The following is a 16,944-nucleotide window of genomic DNA, read 5'->3' on the forward strand; positions in this document are numbered from 1 at the left end:
GAGCGAGGTTGGGGCGGCGGGGAGTGCTCGGCGTTGCTCGAGCAGATTGACCATCAGGCATGCGTACAGCGTCACGGCGATAAACAACCCCATGCGTATGGCAAAGGCGGTGTAGACGTCCTTGCCCGCTGCGCTGTCCTGCACCGACTGGCCCAACAGAATGATCATCGTGATCAGGCTGTTGAGCCAGAACCCCGGGCTTAAACCCGTTGGGCTGAGCCGGTAAAGCTTGCGCGCCAGCACCAGGCCGAACAGCAGCATCCACAGGAAAAACATCCACAGGTGCACAAACAGGCTCAGTGCACACCACAACAGGATCGCCAGCAAACCGCCCAGCAGGGTCGAGCCGACCAGCTCCCGACCGGCGCTGTGAGTGTGGCTGGTCGAGCTTTGCTGACCCAGGCTGACCGCCTTGAGAATGATCGGCAGGTAACTGGCCGGGTCGATCAGTGCCAGCAGGAAGGTCGGCAGGACGATCAGGGTGGCTCGCAGCGCCACCCGTGCGGCCTCTGCAGGCGGGAAGCCTGGGGGACTGGGCGATCGCGGAGCATCCGCCGGTTCGGCAAACAGCCAGTGACTGCCTGCCACGGCCAGCACCGCGAGCAGCAGGCCCTTGACCAGCGCCTCGATGACCGTCGCCGCCAGGCCGAAATCGGCAACCCCGGCTGACGAAATCATGGTCAGGCCGATGACCAGGAACGTGACGATAAGCGCGTTGCCACCGCGCAGGCCGAAGCGGAATACCAGGAACAGACAGAGGCCAATCAACAGCACGCCACTGAGCGGGTAGTACCGCAGGACCGGAATCAACAACAGACCGCTGCCGGTCGTCAGCAGCGCCGCCAGCGCCAGGACCAGTGCTGCCTTGAATGGCAGGGGCTGATTCAGCGTCGCCAGCAACAACACCGCCAGCACCGGCGCCACGAAAGGAATCGGCAAGCCCAGGCCGAAACTCGCCGCCAGGCACAGCGCCGTGCCCGTCGCCAGGCGCAACGCGCGCCGGGCGCTGATCGTGGTTTCAGTAGACATACGACAGCCAGCTCATGAAACCCAAGAACAGGCGGCCGAGTGGGTTCAGTGGATTGCCCTCGCGGGGAAAGGCCATGACTTCAGCCTGCCCGCCGGCGCGGATCCCGCGACTGTCGCGCAAGTGCTGCTTGGCTTCGGAGGAGAACTCGATAATCACCGGGAAGCGCTGCGCCGGGCGCAACCAGTCGCGGCTGTTCTGCACACTGGGCAGGGTTCCGGGCGCGGGCGCCTGACCGACGCTGACCCCGTAACCCACGCTACGCACGCGCCCCTCGAACACCTCCCCCGGCAGCGCATCCAGCACGATCGCCACCGGCGTATCGATTTGGACCAGACCCAGATTATTCTCGGTCATGTCGGCACTGACCCATACATCGTGGATCGCAATCAGGGTCATCACCGGACCTCCGGCAGCAGCAAACTGGCCGGCATCGGTGCGCAGGTCCGTGATCAACCCGGAGGATCGCGCGCGCACCCGGGTATTGGCCAGATCCAGTTCGGCTTTCGATAACGCCGTGGCGGCACTGCGCAGGGTCGCGTTGTCCTCATCGCTGCCGCCCTCCTGTTCCCGTGCCCGCTGGACTTCGGCGCGGGCCGCAGCGACCTGGCTCACGGCCTGTTCGCGATTGGCCCGGGAGACTTCCAGCAGGCGCACCGAGATGGTCCCCGGATCGTCCCGATACAAGCCTTCAAGGCGCTGATTGTCCTGGCGCGCCTTGAGTTCGTTGGCCTGGGCCGCCCTCAGGTTGGCCTGCGCGGCAGCAATCCCGGCAGTGCCGGCGCCGATCTGGCGCCGGGTCGACTCAAGATCGGCCCGCGCCCGATCCACGGCAATCTGATACGGCTGGGGATCGACCTCGAACAGCACCTCGCCGGCCTTCACATCCTGATTGTTCCGCACGTTGACCCGAATCACCCGCCCTGCCACTTCCGCCGCCACCGGAATCACAAAGGCCCCTACCCGCGCCTGCTGCGTATACGGCGTGAAGCGATCCGCCAGCAGGTACCAGGCCAGGCTCAGGACAATCAACAGCAACACCCACTTCAGGCCCTTGCGGCTCGGGTCTGGAGCGGGTGCAGGTGCTGGCGCCGGCGGTGTTTCAGCCGAGGGCGGGACAGTGTCGCTCATGGTGTTTTGACCTCGTCGGGCTGGGGAAAGGCAGGCTGGGCAACTCCAGGCTCGTCCAGCAGATCGCCCCAGTCGGTGCGCTCTTGCATCTGCCTGCGAGTGGCGGGATCGACCATTGGCTGGGCGCTGGACCAGCCGCCACCCAAGGCTTTGTACAGGGCAATGACATTGCTCACGGCATTGCTGCGGGCCACCAGGTAGTTGTCCTGTTGCTCCAGCAGCGCCCGCTGCGCATCCAGCACTCGCTGGAAGTCCGAATAACCTTCGCGGTACTGCGCGCTGGCCAGCACCAGCGAGCGCTTGGCGGCCACTTCGGCCTCGCCCAGGATACGCTCGCGCTCAAGGGATTTGATCAAGCCGCCAGCGGCATCATCGGCTTCCCGTGCCGCCTGGCGAACCTTGTCGCGATAGACTTCGATCAACTGCTGCAACCGCGCATCCTGCACTCGCACGTTGTTGCTGATCTGGCCATGATCGAACAGATTCCAGCGCAGGCTCGGCCCCCCTATCAGGTCCAGGCTGCGCGGGGTGCCATCCAGTGAATCAGCGGACCAGACGATGCTGCCAAGCAAGGTCAACGAGGGATAAAAATCGCTTTCGGCCACGCCGATCAGCGCCGACTGCGCAGCGACATTGAGCTCGGCAGCTCGCACGTCGGGGCGACGCAGCAGCAGGCTGGCGGGCACATCCTGCAGCACCGCCCGATCCACCAGCGGAATCAGCCCGTCACTCGTCGCCAACTGCGGCACGCCGCCGGGTGGCTGGCCGATCAGTACGGCCAGGGCATTGCGGGTGCGTTGCAGCTGGTCCTCAAGACTGGGGATGGTGCTCAGGGTGCCCAGGTATTGAGTCCGGGCCTGCTGCAGATCCAGCTCGGCATTCTGCCCGCTGTTGAACAGCTTCTCGGTAATCTCGAAATTACGCTGTTGCTGCCGGGCATTCTGCTTTGCCACCCGCAACCGCGCCTCGGTGGTGCGTAAGGCAAAATAGGTATCCGCCACTTGCGCGTGCAGCAGCACCAGCACGTCTTCATGGTTGGCACGCGCGGCGAAATAGCTGGCATCGGCCGACTCAATGGCGCGGCTGAAGCGGCCCCAGAAATCCAGCTCCCAACCCACATCGAAACCCACGCTGTGCTGCCAGAAGTGGCTGTCCTGCGAATTGCTGCCGCCGGATTGCCGGCGGTTGAGGTACAGGCTGTCGGCACTGGCTTGCTGCAGCTGCGGGTAACGCCCGCTTTCGGCAATCCCCAGCCGCGCCCGGGCTTCCATGACCCGCAGCCCGGCGATTTTCAGGTCTGCGTTACCCGCGTCCGCAGCGGCAATCAGGCGATCCAGCAACGGGTCGTTAAACACCTGCCACCACTCACGCAGGTCCGGGCTCTGTTCGCGCTGGCTGGCCTGTTCCAGGGCCTGGCTGCTCCATTGCCGGCTCCATGCTTCGCCCGGCGCCTGGAAATCCGGTCCCAGACGCACGCAGCCGCAAAGGCCGAGCACGCCAAGGATCAGCAACTGGCGCGGGCGTCTGAACGGGGCTGCGCTTGAGGGCATGGATGTCTTCCGATGCGACGGTCAGTCAAGCATAGCCACAGAACGCCGAGACCAACGGAGTTCCTCCGGGGCGCGCTTCAACGCTACTTCACAAGGCGCTTTTCCTTGGACGGCCGGTAGCCGAAGTAGGCGCTGTAGCACTTGCTGAAATGGCTTGGCGAGACGAACCCGCAGGCCACCAGGACTTCGACCTGAGACAACTCGGTGTGCTGCAGCAGCCGGCGCGCCTCGGTAATGCGCAGCTCCAGGTAATAGCGTTGCGGCGTGGTGCCCAGCTGCTCCTTGAACAGGCGTTCGAGTTGTCGCCGCGAACGACCGGCGTAGACCGCCAGTTGCTCCAGTTCCAGCGGCTCTTCAAGATTGGTGTCCATGAGTTTGACCACCTCGCGCAACGGCGCGCTGACGCAGATGTTCTCCGCCGGCTTGATTCGCCGGTAACGCGATTCCTCGAAGGCCAGGATGTCCTCGACACCCTCGACCAGGGCTTTATCGTAAAGACTTTTTATCCAGTCCAGGGCCATGTGAAAGGCGCCCGAAGGACTGGACGCCGTGAGGCGGTCGCGATCAATGACGTAGGGTTCACTACTGACCTGGGTCGCCCGGGAGATCTCCGCGAGCGCCGGGCGGTGTTCCGGATGAATGGCGCAGCGATAGCCCTCGAGCAGGCCCGCCTTGCCGAGGAACCAGGCGCCGTTCCACAAGCCGGCGAGCATCACGCCCTGCTCCGCTGCGGCCTTGAGCTGAGTAATAAACGCTTCATTGGCCTTGAGTTCGGTTCGATAACCACCACACACCACCAGCAGGTCCAGCCCCTTGATCGCTGAACCGTCGAGACGCGCGTCCGGGCGAATGACCAGCCCCAGATCGCTGACTACTTCGCCGTCGCTCAAGCCGAAGGTGCGCGTGGTGAACACCCCTGGACGCAGCAGATTGGCGGTCACGAGCGTATCCAGCACCTGCGTGAAGGCCGGCAGCGAAAAATGCTCAAGCAGCAGGAAACCGCAGCGCACCACTTGAGGTGTCGCGCTGGCGTTGTCATTCAGGTAACGAAGGTTCTTGCCCTTTAACCCTTCACTGAACTGGCGTCTTTCGATCAATGGTCGACCTGCTTTGCGACGAAAACCAATACGTTATGGGCCGCATGGAGAAAGCGCAATGGCGGCACCTGGAAAGATATTGAAGCCACTGATCCTCGCTGCCCGGTGCTACGCTGTGAATGCCTGAAAGAAATAGCGCGCCCTTTTGCATCCGCTCGAGAATCCACCCATGAAGCCGATCCTGATAAGCGGTATCACCCTGGCAATGGTCGGCACGCTGACGTACTCACTGCTGCAGTGGCACGATGTGCAAAACCACACTCAGGAATTACGCTGCGGGGAAGCCAGGGAGGCGTTAAAAGGAGTCGAAGTGCGGGCTCGGGCGTTGGCGGCAGGTTTGACGGTGGATGCCTATGCCAGGGCCGAAGAAGAGGACGTGGCGAAACTCGTCGGCGCCCTGGATGCCGCCAAGAGCAATGTCGAGATTGACTCGGTGATGGAATCCCACGCCACGGCGATCGGTGCCGAGGACGCCGCCATTGATGCCGAAGTCGACAGTCGGGGCAACCAGGCCTTCCTGGAGCAAACCTTGCGCAAGCAGCGAATACCGGTGGACGTCAAACAGGAGCTGGAACGTGCCGCCAAGGCAGTCAGGCTGATCTGCAGCTGAGCGGCTTGAAAAGGGAGTCTCCAGAACCTCATAAAGTGCATTTTTTTTCCTGAAAATAAGCGCTTAACGCCGCCGGGAAATTGCTTTGAATTTTTTCTGACACCACCACTCCTTTGTCTATGAGCATAAGGAGGGTCCTCATGAACAGCACCGGTCTCTACATCATTGAATACCTGCTCCACGGGGAGCCGAGGTCGTTCATCATCCGTGCAAAAGTGATGAGCAATCGCGATGCCTGGCATTGGGCAAGCTGTGATGCCGGCATAGCGCCCATCCCTAAACCCGGAAGGCCGCCGCTCAAGGTGGTATCCAGGCCCCAGGCGGAAAAATACGGCGTCGTCGAAGTGCGCTGGCGCGAGTCGGCCAAGCTCGACTGGACCGAGGCGACGCCGTCCTGATTAACCGGGGGCCGGCGGTCAGCGGGTATGAAAAATCCCGAACTCGACCTGCACCGTTGCATCCAATGTGAAAGCCGATGGAGGTATGCGACATGAACGACAATGATGAACGCAGCAATGATGGCGAATCACCCATGACATCCAACGCACCGCCCAGGGACTCGTCCGACAAGCCGGTGAATGTGGTGCAGAGGGATCTGGCGGACACGGAAGTCGATACCCGCGCAGTGGACGAAGTCATCACGCCCTCTTCCACCCGCACCAAGGAGCAGGACACCCAAGAGCTGCAGAAAAAGGTCGACGAGATAGAGCGCAAAGTGGCCGATGGAAACTGACCACAGGTGTTACACGAAATCGAGGGAGGCCTGATGCAGGCCTCCCTTTTTTCACACCTGCTGTCAGGAAGTACCCACCCCCCCGGACAAGTCCGCTGGAGCGCTGGAGGCAGTGCGTTGTTGCCCGTTCGGGACGCTGCTATTCACATCCGTCTGGGCGGTCGTTGGCGCATCGGCATGATCAGTGGTCTTGGTGACGGTATCGCGCACCGCTTCAAATCCTTCACGCGCCTGCTGCTTGACCTTGTCCGTCAGTCCCGCGCTGGTTTTGCCCAGGTAACGTTGCTCGGTGGCCGTCGAGGGGATTGCTGCGCCCAGTAACGCGCCTATCGCGATGCCCGCCGCAGCGACCATCAACGGCTGTTCCCTGAGTAGACGTGTGAACTGATCCCCCATTGCCTGCGTACCGCGTGCCAGCCGATCGCTGGCGTCGTGCATGGCGTGACTGACGTTGTCAGTGGCGGCCCCCAGGCTGTCGCCCAGGTGCGAGGCCTTGCCCTTGACGGACTGGTAGCCTTCCTTCATGGAATCTGCGGTGTGGTGCAAGCGGTCCCGCGCGCTGTCAATGCCGTCCGACACGCCATCGGCCCACTCGCCGACCCTGCTGTGCTCTGGGCCACTGCGATAACCGACATTCGGGCTTGGGGGGCGATTCTGGCTCATCATCAGCCACAGCAACCCCACGGAGGTCAGCACGGCGGGCACCGGATTGTTGCGCACGCTGGTACCCAGGTTGGAGAGGAACGCGGTGCCGTTGCCTTGCATCACGCCCCACGCCTGGTCAAACATCTGGCCTGGGGTGAACTTGCTTTCCAGCGCATCGACGATGTTGCCAATGCTGGCGCGCTGTGCATCGATTTCACGCTCGATCGCTTCCGGGCTTTTTTCCGATTCCAGTTCGAATTCGCTTTTCATGAGACTTTCCTCCGCAGGGCTTCCTGGTCCTTGTTCAAGGCATCCAGGGTGCGATCAGGCTTGAAGTGGGATGGCTCGAATTGTTTTTTACCCGACTGCAGCATGGCGAATCCGACGATCATCACCACCACGCCCACTATCAGTGCCGCGAGCCAGGGCGCCATCACCATCGACAGGCCGTAGACCACCGACATCAACAGGATTATGAAGCCCGCCAGCAGCACAATTGCCCCGCCGGCCACCCCGGCAATGCCGGCCTTGAGCGTAGTGAGACTGGCCTGCAGCTCGGCCTTGACCAGGGCCAGTTCCTTGGTGAACAGGGCCGGCACCTCACGTGACAATTGGCGCAACAGGCCGACGACTGAAGCGTCGGTTTCAACCACGGGTACGGGGCGTGCGCCCGGCAGATCTGGGTTTTCTCTGTTCATCACAGTGCTCCCTTGAAGTCATTCGAACCTGGAGTTTTCGGGGTCGCAAAGTCGGTGGGATGGTCCTGCTCGCCCGGCGCGGACGGGGTGATGCCGGTGTCCAGCCCGGTGTGCGCAGCGACCGATGTTTCGTACGGGCGCTGCGCACCAAAGCCGCCGGGCGCAGGCGCAGAGCTGCTGTTCTCTGACGGCTGTTGCGCGCTGGCGGTATAGGCCGCAGCAGTACCAGCCTTGAGGAATCGCGACAGGCCAAAGCCCAGCGCGACGCTGCCTGCCAGGAACAGGGCAGGATTGTTGCGCGCCAGGTCGGCCGCATCGTGCAGCAACTGCTCGGCGCTTTTGCCGCGTAGATTACCGGCCAGGCCGGTCATGGATTCCGCCATGTCGGCCAGGTAGTCGGACATGCCGAGACTGTCCTTGTCTTCGATCTCCGAGACAAAGGACTTTGCCCCTTTGGCCAATGCCTCGATCTGGTCGGCAGCCGTATCGCGGTACTGCCCGAACTGCGCATCCGCTTGTTGCCTCGCGTCACCGAGCGCCTCGGTGACGCCTTCCTTCAAATGTTGAAAATCGGCCTCCGGTCTTGCGGAGCCCTGATGATCGTTCTGGCCTTCAGTCCTGCTGTCTGGAATATTCATGACGTCCCTCGCCTTTCGAAAAATGCGTTTTCGGGTGCGCCACGACAGTTTCGCAGCCGCCCTCAGTTCAGATGACGGAGCTGCATTAACAGGAGTTCCAACAGAATGATGAGCGACAAACGCGCCGACGGGTGACCCAACAAGTGGTCTGAAAGCCACGTAAATAAAAAGAATTCAGGACACTGACTGCGGTCTGCGCCTGACTGTTGCACAGTCAGGACCGGGTACTCCAATGCGCGCTGACAGTCGGCCAGCCAGCTTGGATTTCGACTGGCCCAAGGTGATAGCGAGCAAGCTTTGCTTCTGCAGAGGGCGCCAGTCGGGGTCAGCTGCCATCGCGCAAAATCAGCGCATGCCCCCCCTCCCACTCGGCGAACAGGCTCTGCCCGCAATGCACGCCCAGGTGGTTGTAGTCGGCATGGGTCTTTTGCACCTTCAGCTCCAGGCCGCCGCAGGCTTCGAGATACACGTTAACCATCGAGCCAATGAACTCCTCCCCGACGACAGTGCACGCCAGCCGATTTTGCCGCACCGGCCGGGTGGTCAGTTCGATATGCTCGGCGCTGACACAGACCGTGACCGCCTCCCCCGCACTCACCGATTTTCCCTCCGGCAGTCTTGCGACGAAACTACCCTGCGCTGATTCCAGCCGCACCAGACCGCTGTCGTCGAACCCTGCCACCGTGCCGGGGAAGATGTTCTTGCCGCCGACGAACTCGGCCACGAAGCGATTGTGCGGTTCAACAAATACCGCCTGGGGCGTGCCAATCTGCTCCACCCGGCCACGGCTCATGATCACCACGCGATCCGCCATCGCAAAGGCCTCGGACTGACTGTGGGTGACGTAGACAAAGGTAATACCCAGGTCCTTTTGCAGACCGGTGAGCACCCCCTGCATGCGCACACTCAGGTGCGCATCGAGGGCACTCAATGGCTCGTCGAGCAGCAGGATTGGCGGTTCCGTGACCAGTGAACGGGCCAGCGCCACACGCTGGCGCTGGCCCCCGGACAGCAGGCTGATGTCCCGAGTGGCGAACTCCCCGAGGTCCAGACGCTCAAGCCAGTGCAACGCCTTTTTGCGCCGCTGCGCCTTGGCCATGCCGCGCATGCGCAGGCCGAACTCGACGTTTTCCAGTACATTCAAAAATGGGAACAACGTCAGGTTCTGCCACACCAGTGGCGTCTCCCGCTGCCAGGAATACAGGTCATTGATGCGCTCGCCGTTCAGGCGGATTTCGCCCTCGCTCGGTTTGTCGAGCCCGGCGAGCATGCGCAGTGTCGTGGTCTTGCCGCACCCACTGGAACCCATGATGGCGACGAATTCGCCTTTGTAGATCTCCAGGTTGAGCCGCTCGACAGCCTGGTAGCTGCCGAAATGCTTGACCACGTTGTCAAATACCACCAGCGGTTGAGTCATGGCGTAGTCCTTCGGGTTGGAGGGGTGTAGGGGCGCTGGTCGCGATCAGGCGTTGCGCCGACGCATCAACAGCAACTGCGCGAAGATCACCAGGCTCATGGTGGTAATGAAGACAATCGTGCCGATGGCGTTGATGGTCGGGCTCACCTGGCCTTGCAAGGTATTGAGGATGCGCACCGGAACGGTCTCGTTCAGGCCCGAGACGAACCAGGCCACCGCGAACTCGTCGAAGGACACTGCCATGGTCACGAACAACGCGGCGAAGATGCTCGGCGCAGTAAATGGCAGGATCACGAAGCGCATGGCCTTCCACTGGTTGGCTCCCAGGTTCCACGCCGCCGCCTCGATATGGGGATCCATCTGCGCCAGACGCATGCGGATGACTGCCATGGCGAACGGCGTGCACATCACGATATGGCTGATCATCACTGCGTAGATCGACCCTGACAGACCTACCCGGGAAAGGAACGCCAGCATCGCCAGGCCCATGATCACCACCGGAATGGTCGGCGGCAGCGTCGCGAGCGCCATGTAGATCGACTTGCCGAAAAACTGGTAACGAAAGTCGGTATAGGCCGCAGTGAAACCCAATAGAGTCGAAACCAGTGACACCACCACGCCCACCAGCAGACTGTTCCTGAACGCCTGCCAGACTGCCGGATCCGCAGCGATGACCTCGTACCAGTGCAGGCTGAAACCGCCCAGGGGCAATGACGGAAAGCGGTCGATATTGAACGAGAACACAAAGCTGCCGGCGATGGGCGTGAAGATGAACATGAACACCAACACGACAAAACTGCGCAGCAGGAAGTTGATCAGGCGATGCTCGTTCATGGGCGTCTCCGATAAGCGAAGCGAACCGCAGCAAAGGCCGTGATCAGCAGCGTGATGATCATGACCGTCGCAATCACCGCTGCACGGGGCCATTGCTGACCGGACTTGGTGGTGTCGGTGATCAGGGTACTGAGGGTCGGTGGTTGACCGCCGCCCAGGTACAGCGGGCTGACAAAATCACCGAAGGTCAGGATGAAACAGAACAGCGCCGCCACGACGATGCCAATCCGCGCCGAAGGTATGACCACCAGCAGCACGGTGCGCCAACGCCCGCTGCCGAGGTTGTGCGCGGCCTCGATCAACGAACGATCGATGTACATCAGGCTGAACAATTGCAGCAGCACCACCAGGGGCAGGCACAGGGTGAAGTAGCCGACATAGGTGCCGACGGTGGTGTTCAACATGGCCACCGAGCCGATGCCGAGCAGCCCCAGCGCCGCGTTGAGAATGCCGTTGTCGCTCAGGAACACCTGCCACGAATACGTGCGCACCAGATAGCTGGTGAAAAACGGCGTGATCAGCAGCAGTACCAGTAGCTGCCGGGCAGAATCGCGAAACTTGAAGGCAATGGTGTAGGCACACGGAAACGCCACCAGGCTGACCAGTACAGTGGCGCCCGCCGCCATGGCCAGGGTGTGCACATAAGCGTCCCAGAAGAACCCGCGACTGAACATGTAGCTCCAGTTCAGCCACTCGAAGGTCGGTACCATCCGAAAGTTGCGCACCACCCAGAAACTGATCGCCACCAGGAAGGCCAGCGGAAACACGAAAAAAACCAATTGCCAGATCAGGATCGGCAGCGAAAAACACAGCCCGAACCACGGCACGTGCACGGCCTTCCTGGTGGTGCGCTGGCGTATGGCGGGGCTGCTGTCGGACAGTACCGGCGGTGAAGTCTTCAACTTGTCTGAAATCATTGCCACCTACTCCACGCGTCTTGTCAGGCACCCTTGTATTGCGACCAGAAGTCGTTCCAGTCTTCCAGGCTCTGCTGGACCGGCAGCTCGCGATATTTGATCCGGCCGTCGCGGATGTCATCCATGACGTTGCGCTGTCCCAGCACCATGCCCTGGCGCGTGGCTTCGGCGAGATCGGTCTGGTTGAGCAACTCCCAGCCTTTTTTGCTGGGAATAAGCGCGGGGTACGCGGCCATTTTTGCCGACTTGACCTGGCCCTGGGGTGAGGTGATGTACTGGATGAACTTCTTCGCCAGGTCCGGGCTGTGGGCTTTTCGGGCGATGCAGTAGGACTCCGTCCATTGCAGCCCGCCCTCCTTGGGCAACACGGTTTTTACCGGAGCGCCTGCGCGCTGCAGGACCCCGGTGATCCAGTCGCCAATGCCGCACATGGCATGCACCTGGCCGTTTTTCAGCGAGGAAAAGGTCCCGCCATAATCGAAGAAGCCGCCGATCTGCGGGCGCAGGCTCATGAGTTTCTGCTGCACGCTTTGCCAATGCGCAGCGTCGATGTCGTAAGGCCGCGCGTTGCCGTTGAGCAGGCTGATCTGGCCCAGGTTGGGCAGGTGCCAGTCGAAGTGCCCGACCTTGCCCTTGAGGCTTTCGTCCCAGAACAGGTCGTAGCTTTGCACCTTGGCTTCGGGAACCAGTTGAGTGTTGTAGGCAATGCCCAGGAATCCGAAGCGGATCAGCACAGAATAAAGCTTGTCGCCCTGCCAGTGCCCTGGGAAATGCTGGAACTCGGGGTAGAAATCATCAAAGGGGTAATCCGCCGGGTCGAGTTGCTCGATGTATTCGGCAGCGTTGAGTTGTTGCACGTATTCAGCATCGGACAGGATCAGGTCAAAGGTGCCGGGCGGCGATTGCGAGATCAGCCCCAGCATGTTGTCGCCGCCGGTGTAGTACTTGGCCCGGACCTTGACCCCGTACTGGCGCTCGAAATCGGCAACGATGTCCGGCTCAGCGTGACCGGCCCAGGCCAGGATGACCAGTTCTTTTTCCGCAGCGGCGAAGCTTCTCGCCGGTAGCAAGCCGCACAGCGCCGCGGTGCCTGCGAGGATGCCGGAAGTCTTGAGGAAGGTACGGCGTGAAAGGTCGATGCGCTTGTTCATGACATTTTTCCCCAGGTGTTGGAAGTGCCTCATTCCTGTCGCGGCCAACCCCACGCATCCTTGGCTGGCTGGCAGCATTGCAGCAGATCGCCATCAGTGTTTTTTGTGCACGCCCGACCTGCAATTGATCAGACCCGACCTGTGGCCGGCGCAAGGAGCTGCATGAGGCCGTATTGCCAACTACGGGTCGGATTTGGACAAATCGGCCACCTGCCAATCTGATCGAATCGTTCTACCCGCCACGGCCTGAAAATGACCTGTGGGTCAATTACTTAGATGGGTGTACAGATGAACAACAGCGTCGTCATTGGAGAACTCACCTGGCCGGAATACGCGGCAAAAGTCGCGACCGGATGCCCGATCTTCCTGCCGGTGGGCGCTCTGGAGCAGCACGGACACCACATGTGCATGGAGGTCGATGTCCTGCTGCCCACCGCGATCTGCAAGGCGGTGGCGCATAACGTCAGTGGCCTGGTGTTGCCCGCACTGGCGTACGGCTACAAGTCCCAGCAGAAATCCGGCGGTGGCAATCACTTTCCTGGCACCACCAGCCTCGATGGCGCCACCCTCACCCACACCGTGCAGGACATCATTCGCGAGCTGGCACGCCACGGAGCGCGCAAGCTCGTGCTGATGAATGGACATTTTGAAAACTCGATGTTCATCGTCGAGGGCATCGACCTGGCGCTGCGCGAACTGCGCTATGGCGGCATCACCGACTTCAAGGTGGTGGTGCTGTCCTACTGGGATTTCGTCAACGATCCGGCCGTCATCGCCAAGCTGTATCCCGAGGGATTCCTCGGCTGGGATATCGAGCACGGCGGCGTCTTCGAAACTTCGCTGATGCTGGCCCTGCACCCGGACAAGGTCGATCTCGACCGGGCGGTGGATCATCCCCCCGCCACCTTCCCGCCCTACGACGTCTTCCCGATCATCCCTGAGCGCACGCCCGCATGCGGCACGCTGTCTTCGCCCAAAGGTTCCAGCCGCGAGAAAGGCGAGTTGATCCTCGACGTCTGTGTGTCCGGTATCAGCGCTGCGGTACGCGAAGCCTTTGCTTGAATGACTTGAACAGCGCACGGACGTGCCCGACCTGGTAACACTGCGGTTAACGCTTCACCCTCTCAAATACAACAAAAAAAGGGTAAGTCTCATGTCCAGTTCCTCAACTCTGGCGCCAGGCCTCAAGCAGCGTCACGTCACAATGTTGTCCATCGCCGGAGCCATTGGCGCCGGCCTGTTCATCGGCTCGGGCCACGCCATCGCGTCGGCCGGACCTGCGGCGATTCTGGCGTATATATTTTCCGGCACCCTGGTGGTGCTGGTCATGCGCATGCTCGGCGAAATGGCTGTGGCCTCGCCCGACACCGGGTCGTTTTCCACCTACGCCGAACGCGCCATGGGCCGTAGTGCCGGTTTCACCATCGGCTGGCTCTATTGGTGGTTCTGGGTGCTGGTGATTCCCATCGAAGCCATCGCTGCCGCCGCCATCCTCCACGCCTGGTTCCCGTCCATCCAGACTTGGGAGTTCGCCATAGCGGTCACCGGGCTGCTGACCCTGACCAACCTGTTCAGCGTGGCGCGCTACGGCGAGTTCGAATTCTGGTTCGCCATGCTTAAAGTCATCGCCGTGCTGGGGTTCATCGCCCTAGGTGCGCTGGCGCTGGTGGGTGGGCTGCCCGAGACCACCGTCAGTGGCGTGGCCCAGCTCAGCAAGGAGTTCGGCGGCTTTATGCCCAATGGCTGGACCGCCGTCATCGGCGCGATGCTCACCACGGTGTTCAGTTTCATGGGCACCGAGATTGTTACCATTGCCGCAGCCGAATCGCAGAACCCGTCGAAGCAGATCACCCGTGCGACCAACTCGGTCGTGTGGCGAATGGGGATTTTCTACATCGTCTCGGTGTTCCTGATCATCTCCATCGTTCCCTGGAATGACCCGATGCTGGTGACAGTGGGCTCGTATCAACGGGCGCTGGAGCTGATGAACATTCCCCACGCGAAGATGATCGTCGACATCGTGGTCCTGATTGCCGTCGCCAGCTGCCTGAACTCCGCCATCTATACCGCCTCGCGCATGGTCTACTCCCTGAGCAAACGGGGCGACGGCCCGCGCATCCTGCAAAAAACCTCAGGCTCCGGCGTACCCTACATCGCCGTGCTGGCCAGCACCGCAGTGGGCTTCCTGACCACGGCACTGAATTACTTTGCCCCCAACGAGGTGTTCGCTTTCCTGCTGGCCAGTTCCGGAGCCGTGGCCTTGCTGGTGTACCTGGCGATTGCCGTGTCGCAGCTGATATTGCGCCGCAAGATGAACGCCTCGGGACACCCGATCGTCTTCAAGATGTGGTTCTACCCGTGGCTCAGCTACCTGGTGATTTTGTGCATTCTGAGCATCCTGACCGTCATGCTGATTCTGCCGCAGCACCGCATGGAAGTGCTGGCGACCGGTGCGCTGACCCTGTCCATCGTGTGCATGGGCGCGATTTTCAACTCCAGGAAACGTCCTGCGCCAGCACCTGCTGAAACCCGCAACGCCTGAGGTCAAACAGCGTCAAGCTGCCCCCCGCTCACCTCTTTCCGGCCGCTTTCGCACCACGAAACTGGCCGGTTTTTTATTTGTACAAGCGCAGAACAAGAGGATGGTCCATGTCTGCCTACGAACAACGGCCAGTGAAAACCGTGGGTTTTCTGGTCATCCAGAACTTCACCACCATCGGCTTCGCCTCCGCCGTGGAAACCTTGCGCATGGCCAACATGGCCGCCCGCCAGCCGATGTACCGCACCCTGATCATCGCCGCCAGCCTGGAGCCGGTCACCGCCAGCAACGGCATGCGCATCCTGCCCGATTACTCGATCGAAGACGCACCGAAACTCGACATGTTGTTTGTGGTGGGCTCCAACCCGATCGTGTCCAATCACAGCAGCCGACCGTTGCTCGGCTGGCTGCGCAAACTGGCGCATCTGCAGGTGCCCTTGGGCGGCATCTGCACCGGCAGCCACTTGCTCGCCCGGGCTGACCTGCTCAAGGGTTACCGCTGCACGATCCACTGGGAGGACTACGAGGCGCTGAGCGAGCGCTTTCCCGGCATCGTCATTTCCAACCAGTTGTTCGAACTCGATCGCGACCGCTACACCTGCTCCGGCGGAGTGGCGGCCATGGACATGACGTTGCAGTTAATCGCTCGCGAACCTGGCGGGCGGGACATCGCCGCCCATGCCGCGGAACTGCTGTTGTGTGATCGCGCCCGAGGCGCCCAGGAACGCCAGCGCGTGCCGCTGCGGCAGAAGCTCGGCACCTCCCAGCCCAAGCTCAGCCAGATTGTGGCGATCATGGAAGCCAACATCGAGGAGCCGTTGGGGCTGGAAGAACTGGCGCGCTTGAACGAGGTGTCGGTGCGGCAACTGGAGCGACTGTTTCACAAACACCTCAAGCGCACACCCAGTCAGTACTACCTGGAACTGCGCCTGTCCCGGGCCCGGCAGTTGCTGCTGCGTAGCGAGGCGCAGGTCCGCGATGTCGCCCTGGCGTGCGGCTTCGTTTCACCGGCACATTTCTCCAAGTGCTACAGCCGCTATTTTGGTCTGTCGCCGATGGGGGAGCGCCGGCAGGTGGCGGTGCACTAGACGTCTTGTGTTGGCTGCACTGACGCCTTCTCACTCCAACCCATCCGCATGCACAAAGCACAATTTGTTGCCCTCCGGATCCCTGCAATAGGCGCCGAAATAATCCGGTGAGTAATGCGCGCGTATCCCGGGGGCGCCCTCATCCGTCGCGCCTGTGGCGATGGCCGCTGACCAGGCGGCCTGCACCTGCTCGCGCGAGCGGCAGGCAAAGCTGACCTGGGTGCCATTACCCCAGTTCGCCGGTAACCCGTTGTAGGGCAACTGGATGAAGAACTGTGGCCAGCTCTTGCCCGGATACTGCCAGCCCGAGCCCGGTGGACCGCCATCGTTTTCGTCTGGCATGCGCTCCAGGCCCAGGGGTTGGAGGATCGTGTCGTAGAAGGTGGTCATGGCGGCGAGATCGCGGGCGCCTAGGATAATGTGGCTGAACATGGCTGGGCTCCTGGGGTGGAGTGGGCTGTTGCTGGATTCTGGATTGCTGGATTGCTGAGATTAGCGCAAAGGCAAGATCAAGAGATCGCAGCCTCGTTGCACTCGACAGCTCCTACGCAGCGCCTGCGCAGCGCCTGCGGGAATTGGGCACGCGGGTTCCCCAAGGGCAGCCGGATCGACTACCATGCCGCCGCCGGTTTCCACATGGGATTAATAGGGAATCCGTGATGCTCGCGCAGCATCAAACGGAACTGCCCCCGCAACTGTAGGTGCTGAGCCTGCTCCACGACTGCCACTGGGATCGCTCCCGGGAAGGCCGGAGCCAGGTGATGACGCACCAGTCAGGAGACCTGCCGGCCAAGCAAATCACTAACCGGCGGGGTGTCCGGGAAGGACATCCTTGGCGCGCGGGTCATCTTGGTGACCAGCAGTGCACT

General features: G+C 61.6%; 18 protein-coding genes and 1 riboswitch. Of the genes, 6 read left to right on the top strand and 12 right to left on the bottom strand.

The features are described 5' to 3' along the window. From UB23_RS26195 to UB23_RS26210, 4 genes are all read right to left on the bottom strand, one after another. Positions 1-1,029 (bottom strand): DUF2955 domain-containing protein (locus UB23_RS26195; protein ID WP_045062174.1); only part of this gene is annotated, 1,029 nt, incomplete at its 3' end. After that, complete coding sequence (locus UB23_RS26200; RefSeq protein WP_045062175.1) at positions 1,019-2,158, bottom strand: HlyD family secretion protein; 1,140 nt, start codon at positions 2,156-2,158, stop codon at positions 1,019-1,021. The genes UB23_RS26200 and UB23_RS26195, both read right to left, overlap by 11 nt. Then, positions 2,155-3,708 (bottom strand): efflux transporter outer membrane subunit, encoded by a 1,554-nt coding sequence (locus tag UB23_RS26205; RefSeq protein WP_045062176.1) that lies wholly within the window; start codon positions 3,706-3,708, stop codon positions 2,155-2,157. The genes UB23_RS26200 and UB23_RS26205 overlap by 4 nt, the downstream gene beginning before the upstream one ends. Positions 3,709-3,791: 83 nt before the next feature. Continuing rightward, on the bottom strand, positions 3,792-4,805 hold the full coding sequence (locus tag UB23_RS26210) for a GlxA family transcriptional regulator (RefSeq protein WP_045062178.1): 1,014 nt from the start codon (positions 4,803-4,805) through the stop codon (positions 3,792-3,794). Between the two features lie 169 nt (positions 4,806-4,974). Between UB23_RS26210 and UB23_RS26215 the strand changes: the two genes are divergently transcribed. From UB23_RS26215 to UB23_RS26225, 3 genes are all read left to right on the top strand, one after another. Then, positions 4,975-5,415: a hypothetical protein gene (locus UB23_RS26215; protein WP_045062180.1), complete on the top strand. Its 441-nt coding sequence runs from the start codon at positions 4,975-4,977 to the stop codon at positions 5,413-5,415. Positions 5,416-5,555: 140 nt separating this feature from the next. After that, positions 5,556-5,813, top strand: a complete 258-nt coding sequence (locus UB23_RS26220; protein WP_045062182.1) for a DUF6555 family protein — start codon at positions 5,556-5,558, stop codon at positions 5,811-5,813. Between the two features lie 92 nt (positions 5,814-5,905). Beyond that, positions 5,906-6,148 carry a hypothetical protein gene (locus UB23_RS26225; RefSeq protein WP_045062185.1) on the top strand — a complete coding sequence of 81 codons (243 nt, stop codon included), beginning with the start codon at positions 5,906-5,908 and terminating at the stop codon, positions 6,146-6,148. A gap of 63 nt (positions 6,149-6,211) precedes the next feature. Here the strand turns inward: UB23_RS26225 and UB23_RS26230 are convergent, their stop codons facing one another. The 7 genes from UB23_RS26230 to UB23_RS26260 all read right to left on the bottom strand — a co-directional run bounded on the left by UB23_RS26230 (position 6,212) and on the right by UB23_RS26260 (position 12,448). Continuing rightward, the gene (locus UB23_RS26230) at positions 6,212-7,063 is read right to left on the bottom strand and encodes a DUF3618 domain-containing protein (protein WP_045062188.1); all 852 of its coding nucleotides are present in this window, start codon (positions 7,061-7,063) and stop codon (positions 6,212-6,214) included. After that, positions 7,060-7,491: a phage holin family protein gene (locus UB23_RS26235; RefSeq protein ID WP_045062190.1), complete on the bottom strand. Its 432-nt coding sequence runs from the start codon at positions 7,489-7,491 to the stop codon at positions 7,060-7,062. The genes UB23_RS26230 and UB23_RS26235 overlap by 4 nt, the downstream gene beginning before the upstream one ends. Further along, a complete protein-coding gene (locus UB23_RS26240) occupies positions 7,491-8,129 on the bottom strand; it encodes a hypothetical protein (protein WP_045062193.1) in 639 nt (212 codons plus the stop codon). The genes UB23_RS26235 and UB23_RS26240 overlap by 1 nt, the downstream gene beginning before the upstream one ends. A gap of 325 nt (positions 8,130-8,454) precedes the next feature. Next, positions 8,455-9,546, bottom strand: a complete 1,092-nt coding sequence (locus UB23_RS26245) for an ABC transporter ATP-binding protein (protein WP_045062194.1) — start codon at positions 9,544-9,546, stop codon at positions 8,455-8,457. Between the two features lie 45 nt (positions 9,547-9,591). Further along, positions 9,592-10,380 (bottom strand): ABC transporter permease, encoded by a 789-nt coding sequence (locus UB23_RS26250; RefSeq protein WP_045062195.1) that lies wholly within the window; start codon positions 10,378-10,380, stop codon positions 9,592-9,594. After that, on the bottom strand, positions 10,377-11,297 hold the full coding sequence (locus UB23_RS26255) for an ABC transporter permease (RefSeq protein WP_045062196.1): 921 nt from the start codon (positions 11,295-11,297) through the stop codon (positions 10,377-10,379). The genes UB23_RS26250 and UB23_RS26255 overlap by 4 nt, the downstream gene beginning before the upstream one ends. Positions 11,298-11,320: 23 nt before the next feature. After that, the gene (locus tag UB23_RS26260; protein WP_045062198.1) at positions 11,321-12,448 is read right to left on the bottom strand and encodes an extracellular solute-binding protein; all 1,128 of its coding nucleotides are present in this window, start codon (positions 12,446-12,448) and stop codon (positions 11,321-11,323) included. A 288-nt stretch (positions 12,449-12,736) separates the two neighbouring features. On the opposite strand from UB23_RS26260, the gene UB23_RS26265 reads away from it, so the two are divergent. The 3 genes from UB23_RS26265 (at position 12,737) to UB23_RS26275 (ending at position 16,075) form a co-directional block, all read left to right on the top strand. Beyond that, positions 12,737-13,510 (top strand): creatininase, encoded by a 774-nt coding sequence (locus UB23_RS26265; protein WP_045062201.1) that lies wholly within the window; start codon positions 12,737-12,739, stop codon positions 13,508-13,510. Between the two features lie 91 nt (positions 13,511-13,601). After that, positions 13,602-14,990, top strand: a complete 1,389-nt coding sequence (gene gabP, locus UB23_RS26270; protein WP_045062207.1) for a GABA permease — start codon at positions 13,602-13,604, stop codon at positions 14,988-14,990. A 107-nt stretch (positions 14,991-15,097) separates the two neighbouring features. Continuing rightward, entirely contained in the window at positions 15,098-16,075 is a 978-nt protein-coding gene (locus UB23_RS26275; RefSeq protein ID WP_045062209.1) for a GlxA family transcriptional regulator, read from the top strand. Between the two features lie 30 nt (positions 16,076-16,105). Here the strand turns inward: UB23_RS26275 and UB23_RS26280 are convergent, their stop codons facing one another. Continuing rightward, positions 16,106-16,507 (bottom strand): VOC family protein, encoded by a 402-nt coding sequence (locus tag UB23_RS26280; RefSeq protein ID WP_045062210.1) that lies wholly within the window; start codon positions 16,505-16,507, stop codon positions 16,106-16,108. Between the two features lie 177 nt (positions 16,508-16,684). Continuing rightward, a riboswitch (cobalamin riboswitch) is annotated at positions 16,685-16,879 on the top strand. Positions 16,880-16,944: the final 65 nt, after the last annotated feature.

This window comes from Pseudomonas sp. ES3-33, assembly GCF_000952175.1.
Lineage (GTDB): Bacteria > Pseudomonadota > Gammaproteobacteria > Pseudomonadales > Pseudomonadaceae > Aquipseudomonas > Aquipseudomonas gregormendelii.

What these genes read in the sequence shown, in the direction of transcription:
- UB23_RS26200 (WP_045062175.1), bottom strand. Translation starts at nt 2,158, where the DNA reads ATGAGCGACACTGTCCCGCCCTCGGCTGAAACACCGCCGGCGCCAGCA.
- UB23_RS26205 (WP_045062176.1), bottom strand. Translation starts at nt 3,708, where the DNA reads ATGCCCTCAAGCGCAGCCCCGTTCAGACGCCCGCGCCAGTTGCTGATC.
- UB23_RS26215 (WP_045062180.1), top strand. Translation starts at nt 4,975, where the DNA reads ATGAAGCCGATCCTGATAAGCGGTATCACCCTGGCAATGGTCGGCACG.
- UB23_RS26220 (WP_045062182.1), top strand. Translation starts at nt 5,556, where the DNA reads ATGAACAGCACCGGTCTCTACATCATTGAATACCTGCTCCACGGGGAG.
- UB23_RS26225 (WP_045062185.1), top strand. Translation starts at nt 5,906, where the DNA reads ATGAACGACAATGATGAACGCAGCAATGATGGCGAATCACCCATGACA.
- UB23_RS26230 (WP_045062188.1), bottom strand. Translation starts at nt 7,063, where the DNA reads ATGAAAAGCGAATTCGAACTGGAATCGGAAAAAAGCCCGGAAGCGATC.
- UB23_RS26235 (WP_045062190.1), bottom strand. Translation starts at nt 7,491, where the DNA reads ATGAACAGAGAAAACCCAGATCTGCCGGGCGCACGCCCCGTACCCGTG.
- UB23_RS26240 (WP_045062193.1), bottom strand. Translation starts at nt 8,129, where the DNA reads ATGAATATTCCAGACAGCAGGACTGAAGGCCAGAACGATCATCAGGGC.
- UB23_RS26245 (WP_045062194.1), bottom strand. Translation starts at nt 9,546, where the DNA reads ATGACTCAACCGCTGGTGGTATTTGACAACGTGGTCAAGCATTTCGGC.
- UB23_RS26250 (WP_045062195.1), bottom strand. Translation starts at nt 10,380, where the DNA reads ATGAACGAGCATCGCCTGATCAACTTCCTGCTGCGCAGTTTTGTCGTG.
- UB23_RS26255 (WP_045062196.1), bottom strand. Translation starts at nt 11,297, where the DNA reads ATGATTTCAGACAAGTTGAAGACTTCACCGCCGGTACTGTCCGACAGC.
- UB23_RS26260 (WP_045062198.1), bottom strand. Translation starts at nt 12,448, where the DNA reads ATGAACAAGCGCATCGACCTTTCACGCCGTACCTTCCTCAAGACTTCC.
- UB23_RS26265 (WP_045062201.1), top strand. Translation starts at nt 12,737, where the DNA reads ATGAACAACAGCGTCGTCATTGGAGAACTCACCTGGCCGGAATACGCG.
- gabP (WP_045062207.1), top strand. Translation starts at nt 13,602, where the DNA reads ATGTCCAGTTCCTCAACTCTGGCGCCAGGCCTCAAGCAGCGTCACGTC.
- UB23_RS26275 (WP_045062209.1), top strand. Translation starts at nt 15,098, where the DNA reads ATGTCTGCCTACGAACAACGGCCAGTGAAAACCGTGGGTTTTCTGGTC.
- UB23_RS26280 (WP_045062210.1), bottom strand. Translation starts at nt 16,507, where the DNA reads ATGTTCAGCCACATTATCCTAGGCGCCCGCGATCTCGCCGCCATGACC.